The organism is Aminobacter sp. P4_H6_2 (genome assembly GCF_056400805.1).
This window is the reverse complement of record NZ_JBFUKO010000376.1, coordinates 1-5,296: the sequence shown is the minus strand read 5'-3', so window position 1 is coordinate 5,296 and position 5,296 is coordinate 1. Positions and strand designations below refer to the sequence as shown.

At 59.4% G+C, this 5,296-nt stretch carries 4 protein-coding genes; 3 read left to right on the top strand and 1 reads right to left on the bottom strand.

From position 1 onward, the window contains the following. The first annotated feature begins 89 nt into the window (after window positions 1–89). The 3 genes from AC1DUU_RS22150 to AC1DUU_RS22140 all read left to right on the top strand — a co-directional run bounded on the left by AC1DUU_RS22150 (window position 90) and on the right by AC1DUU_RS22140 (window position 2,838). A complete protein-coding gene (locus AC1DUU_RS22150; protein WP_476785545.1) occupies window positions 90–1,355 on the top strand; it encodes a Y-family DNA polymerase in 1,266 nt (421 codons plus the stop codon). Further along, window positions 1,352–1,606 carry a hypothetical protein gene (locus AC1DUU_RS22145; RefSeq protein ID WP_476785544.1) on the top strand — a complete coding sequence of 85 codons (255 nt, stop codon included), beginning with the start codon at window positions 1,352–1,354 and terminating at the stop codon, window positions 1,604–1,606. The genes AC1DUU_RS22150 and AC1DUU_RS22145 overlap by 4 nt, the downstream gene beginning before the upstream one ends. Before the next feature lie 356 nt (window positions 1,607–1,962). Next, a complete protein-coding gene (locus AC1DUU_RS22140) occupies window positions 1,963–2,838 on the top strand; it encodes an ATP-dependent DNA ligase (protein WP_476785543.1) in 876 nt (291 codons plus the stop codon). A gap of 555 nt (window positions 2,839–3,393) precedes the next feature. On the opposite strand, the gene floR is transcribed toward AC1DUU_RS22140, so the two are convergent. Continuing rightward, window positions 3,394–4,608 carry a chloramphenicol/florfenicol efflux MFS transporter FloR gene (gene floR / locus AC1DUU_RS22135; RefSeq protein ID WP_476785542.1) on the bottom strand — a complete coding sequence of 405 codons (1,215 nt, stop codon included), beginning with the start codon at window positions 4,606–4,608 and terminating at the stop codon, window positions 3,394–3,396. Window positions 4,609–5,296: the final 688 nt, after the last annotated feature.

The following is a 5,296-nucleotide window of genomic DNA, read 5'->3' as shown; positions in this document are numbered from 1 at the left end:
CATTTGTAGAACATCGGCACGCTTGCGGTCGATCAACCCATTCATCGAACCAAATCGCGCCAGCCCCGGCGCCACGGGAGAGCCTTGCCTTGCGGAAGCCGGAGACCATCGAGCGTATGTATCTCGACTTCGACGGCTTCTTTGCCAGCGTCGAGCAGCAGGCAGACAAGCGCCTGCGGGGCCGGCCTGTTGGTGTTGTCCCATTTGAAGGCACCGACCGAACATGCGTCATTGCCTGCTCACGGGAGGCAAAGGCGTTTGGCGTCAAGAATGTGATGCCGGTCGCCGAGGCCCGCGAGCTTTGCCCTGACATCGTGCTGGTGCCTCAGAAGCCCGATCTCTACCGCCGCGCGCACAACGCGCTCTTGTCGGAAATCCAGTCCGTCATTCCGATTGATGCCGTGAAGTCGATCGACGAACTGACATGCCGCCTGGGTCAAGATAACCGGCGCCATCCGGAGGACTTGGCAGCACGGCTCAAATCGACGCTGGCGACGAACGTCGGCCCCGTCATCACCTCGTCTGTCGGCTTCGCCGCGAATCGCCAGCTTTCCAAGATGGCTTGCAAGGAAGGCAAGAAAGCCGGCGCCACCTATGGCAACGGCGTCATGATCTGGCGACCGGAAGATTTGCCCGCGCCGCTAATGAAGCTGAAGCTTTCGGACATTCCAGGCGTCGGCGAGAACATGGAGCGGCGCCTGGTGCGCTCGGGCATCTACACCACGGAAGATTTATACCGCCTAGAGCCCAAGCACATGCGCAAGCTGTGGAACAACGTCACCGGCGAACGCCTTTGGTATGCGCTGCATGGCTATGACGTGCAGGCGCCGCTGTCGTCGCGCGGCATGTTCGGACACGGGCGCGTTCTGCCACCTGAGAGCCGGTCGCTCGCCGGGGCGTTCGAAATCTGCCGCCTATTGCTGACCAAGGCGGCGCGGCGCCTACGCCGCGAGGACTTCTACTGCAGCGGCTTGTGGCTTTGGCTGTCAGTGCGCGAGGCCAACTGGCAAGGCAAGATGAAGCTACCCATCGTCCATGACGATCAGGCCGTTCTTGCCGCCCTGGACGATCTGTGGCGACGCGTTCGCGCAGCGTATCCGCGCGGCGTGACAGTCTTCCGGGTCGGCGTGACGCTCTATGATCTTAGCCGAGCCGGCGAGCGCCAACTTGATTTCCTGCTCAACGATGATCGCACGCGCCAGAAGTGGGAGCGTGTCTCCAGTGCGGTCGACAGCTTGAATACCCGCTATGGCAAGACCGTCACATCGCTTGGCATGTGGAAGCCTCCAGCTGGCGGCCATGTCGGCGGCAAAATCTCTTACACACGCATCCCATCGGCGGAGGATTTCTGGTGAGCAGCTGGCAGCAAAACATACRGGTCCGAGACATCGACCCTGATCAAAAGCTTGAGATCACGTGCAAGAGCTGCGGGCACGTCCATTACCTCACCAGAGCGATGATTTGCGCGTCACCGGAGCGCGAGTTCGAATACCTCGATGAGGTCGAGCGCAACGAGATCTGCAAGGCGCGCGGTTGCCGTGGCGCCGTCCGCCTGGCCATGCCGCGCAAGGGCGACACCAGTGGGTTTGTCGGCGGGCTTGCCTGAAACATGATTCCGACTGATATTTTGTCCCCGCAGGAGCTCAACAGCTTCCCGCAGGCCGGCGCAACTTTGGATGACTCAGCCGGGAAGCGCCGGCCCAGCCTACTCCATGGATCGTATTGCCTCCCTTGCGCGTTAATGCGGGTCGATTTCTTCTGGGAGGAATTGCCATGATGAGCCACCCTGACGAACAAATGGAAAGGTTCCGCCAAATCGCTCAGGACGCGACTTACACCCCTTTCGAACTCGCAGAAAAGTATGGCTTGTCCGACGGTCAGGCCCGCACACTCATCACGTTACACGGTCCGTCTCGTGAAAAACTGGACAAGATAATCGCTTCGCAGCCGTTCCCATAATACATGGGCCAATTCGTCCCGCCCTGCATCCCGACGCTGGTCGACAAGCCGCCCGAAGGCGATTGGACGCATGAGATCAAGTACGACGGCTACCGGACACAGATCCACCTAGCCGGCGGGCATGCTGTCGCCTTCACCCGAAATGGGCACGACTGGTCGATGAAATATGCGTCGGTGCTGGCCGCCGTGCGAGGCCTCGTCAAACGCGACGCCATCCTAGATGGTGAGATGGTCGTGCAGGACGAGACCGGCCGATCTGACTTCAAGCGGCTTGCCAGCGCGATCACGTGGGAAAGCGCTAGCCTGGTGTTCTATGCGTTCGACCTTCTGGAGCTGGACGGCAAGGACTTGCGCAGGCAGCGCTGCGACGAGCGCCGCGCCCAACTCCACGAGCTGGTCGGCGATCCCCGGCCGGATTCGGCGATCCAGTTCAGCCAGGCGTTCGAAGGTTCCGGCGCCGCGTTCTTTGTCGCCGTCGAAAAGATGGACCTCGAAGGCATCGTGTCCAAACGAAAGGCCAGCATCTATCGCGGCGGCTACAGCAAGGACTGGCTGAAAACAAAGGCCTACATCACGCGCGAATACGTCGTCATCGGCTACGAACACAAGCGCGGCGGCGCGCCCTCCCTATTGCTTGCAGACACGGCCGACGGCGAGCTTCGCTATGTGGGCCGAGCCATTCCATCAATCGGCGGCAAGCAACGAAGCGAACTTTGGGAGGCGTTGGACTATCTGGGCGATGCCAAGTTCGCGGTCTCAATCGGAGACGGCAACAAAGGTGCGTTGCCGGTGCAGCCTGTTTTGCGCGTCATGGCCAAGCACCTGAGAGGCGAGGACAAGCTACGCCACGCGACCGTGACCGAGATCTTGGTGCCGTGATCGCAGAAACGGCCTGCCCTGCCAGGTTCGGCAGGCCGTTCCGGCACAACTCTGGTTGCATCATCATCACTGTGCGCTGATAGGTTGCCACGGTTGCCAGGGAACTTAAAGGCCTGCCAGCCCGCCAGCCGACAGGCCCCATTTTGAAGCGTGTCGGAGGGAATAGAAGAACACGCCTCACGGACAGCAAAGACCCCATTGCGGCATGATGGTCTTGCCCAGACGGGCGCAGCTGAAAGGTTAAGACCACGCCCAATCTGCTCCGCACACGGAAACGCCGGTCGTTCAAATCAGGTTCCCAAAAACACAGAAAAAGCCCCGCCACCTTTCGGCAGCGGGGCGATCAAATTGCCGGCGTAGGGCGTCTGCATTGGGGTGGGAAACAGCCCGGGCAGCTTTCGGAAATGAGATCGGCAAAGGGGACCTCTCCCAATAGTCGCGTAGGCAAAGAAATGAAAAAGAGACATGAGCGGTATCCTGCAGGACAGGATACCGCCATTCACGAGGCCTGATGGCTAGTGCGCCGCACTAATGATCATACTGCTTTATTGCCTATCAGATTGTTGGCGACCTGTCGTTGGCAGACTCACGGGACCGAAGGAGCGCCAGCCCTAACGGCACCAGCACCGCCATAAACGTTGAGTAACAGATCACGGGCCACGCTGTGTCTCCGTGTAGCAGCGTCACCGCAAATGTCCCGAGGATGCTGACCATCAAACTTTGGATACAGAAGTAGAGCGCAACCGCCGATCCGGCGATGTCGTCGAACTGCGCCAAAGCGCCGTTGGCGGTTACGGATACTGTGAAGACGATTCCGACCGCCATAACCCACATCGGTACGATAAAGGTGAGGAAAGACGGCGACCCGAAGAGTTCGCCGATCCCCAGCAAGACTGCGCCGCAAGCGAGCAGGGCCATCCCGCGCGAGACACATCCCGCGACACCCCATCTGGCGACAAAGGACTTCGCAAAACGGGTTGTCACGATCATGACGAGCGCGACGGTCGCGAAGGCAAAGCTGAATCCGATCTCGGAATAGCCAGCTTGACCTATGAGCACGCGGGGGGCGGTCGAGAAGAACACAAAGAAGGTGCCCATGCCGGCGCTAAAGCCAATCGTATAGACCCAAAAGGCCAGGCTCGCGAAAACCGGCAAAACGGATCGGCGCGTCTTCGCTTGATCTATAGGACGGGTTTCGTGCCACCTGAACCTGGCATTCAGCAGTGCAAGCAATGCCAGTGCAGACAGTGTAACGAATATCGCCCGCCATCCCAAGAACTCACCAATCAACGCTCCGGCGATAGGGCCGAGCGCAGGTACGAACGCCAGCATCGAACTGAAAAGGCCGTAGATGACAACACCTTCGGGACGATTGGCATAAACGTCGCGAACCGTCGCGAAGGTCGCCACCAGCATTGCCGACGCGCCAACTGCTTGAAGCAGACGGAAAGCGACAAAGGCTAATGCAGTTGAAGACCCAGCAGCTCCCAGAGATGCAATGACGAAAGCCGTTGCGCCCGCAAGCAGGACTGGCCGTCGCCCGATGCGATCTGAGAGCGGGCCAAAGATCACCTGRCCCACCCCGAGCATCACCATGTAGAGGCTCAAGGTGAGTTGGATCATGGAGGGCGTCGTGTTCAGGATGCCAGGCATCGCTGGAACGACGGGGAGGTAAATATCCATCGCCAGTGAAGCGAGAATGTCGAAGGGAGCCATCAGCAGCAGGGCTGCAGGCAGCGTATAGGCCCACGCGGGGCGTGTGGTGGTCATGATAAATCAACCGCTCGATTAAGGAATTCCGGGCGGCGTCTGCTCGTCAGCAATCAGATGGGCTTGGTCTTACAGAGCGCCGCAACAACAATACTGGTTGTTGCAGCTTACTTGTCTGCTGACTTGGAACTTTCCATCTGATGACTCCACAATTCCGAATTTGGATAGCTGCTCACTATCTGATTATATGTTGCTCCGCAAGGCGACAGGGTTGAGGCCTATCGCACCGAGGCTTCAGCGTACGCCCCGTTCAAGCGGTTCCAAGGTGGCCATGCCGCAAAAGAAGATATCCCGTCATAGCGCTGGATCGGGTCCCATCGCCATCGCCGTCAAGGAGTGTTTCCGACAGGGTGGAAACCGTACTGGCGTGATCTGACAGAGACCGCTTTCAGGATTTCGTATTTCGACAGCTAATGGCTGACTTGGGGTCGTTTACCGACTGGCGGCTTTCAATTGCACTCAAGCTGAAGCACTTTAGCCGGGTCGCGCTCGCGGCCAACTTCCTCGCTCGATCAAGGCGGCGACCGACCTGTGAGCCAAGTATAGACGCCAAGCAGCCATCCGGCGCTCCCAACGACACCTAAGCCGATCTTGAGAAGGTAACGCCCAGCGGTGCCGGCACCCTGTGCCTGCGTTCGCAGGTTAACCACGTCGTCGGTCACGGCCTGCATGCTTGTCTGGCTGTGCT

Coding starts and splice junctions, on each gene's coding strand:
- AC1DUU_RS22140 (WP_476785543.1), top strand. CDS start 1,963: ATGGGCCAATTCGTCCCGCCCTGCATCCCGACGCTGGTCGACAAGCCG.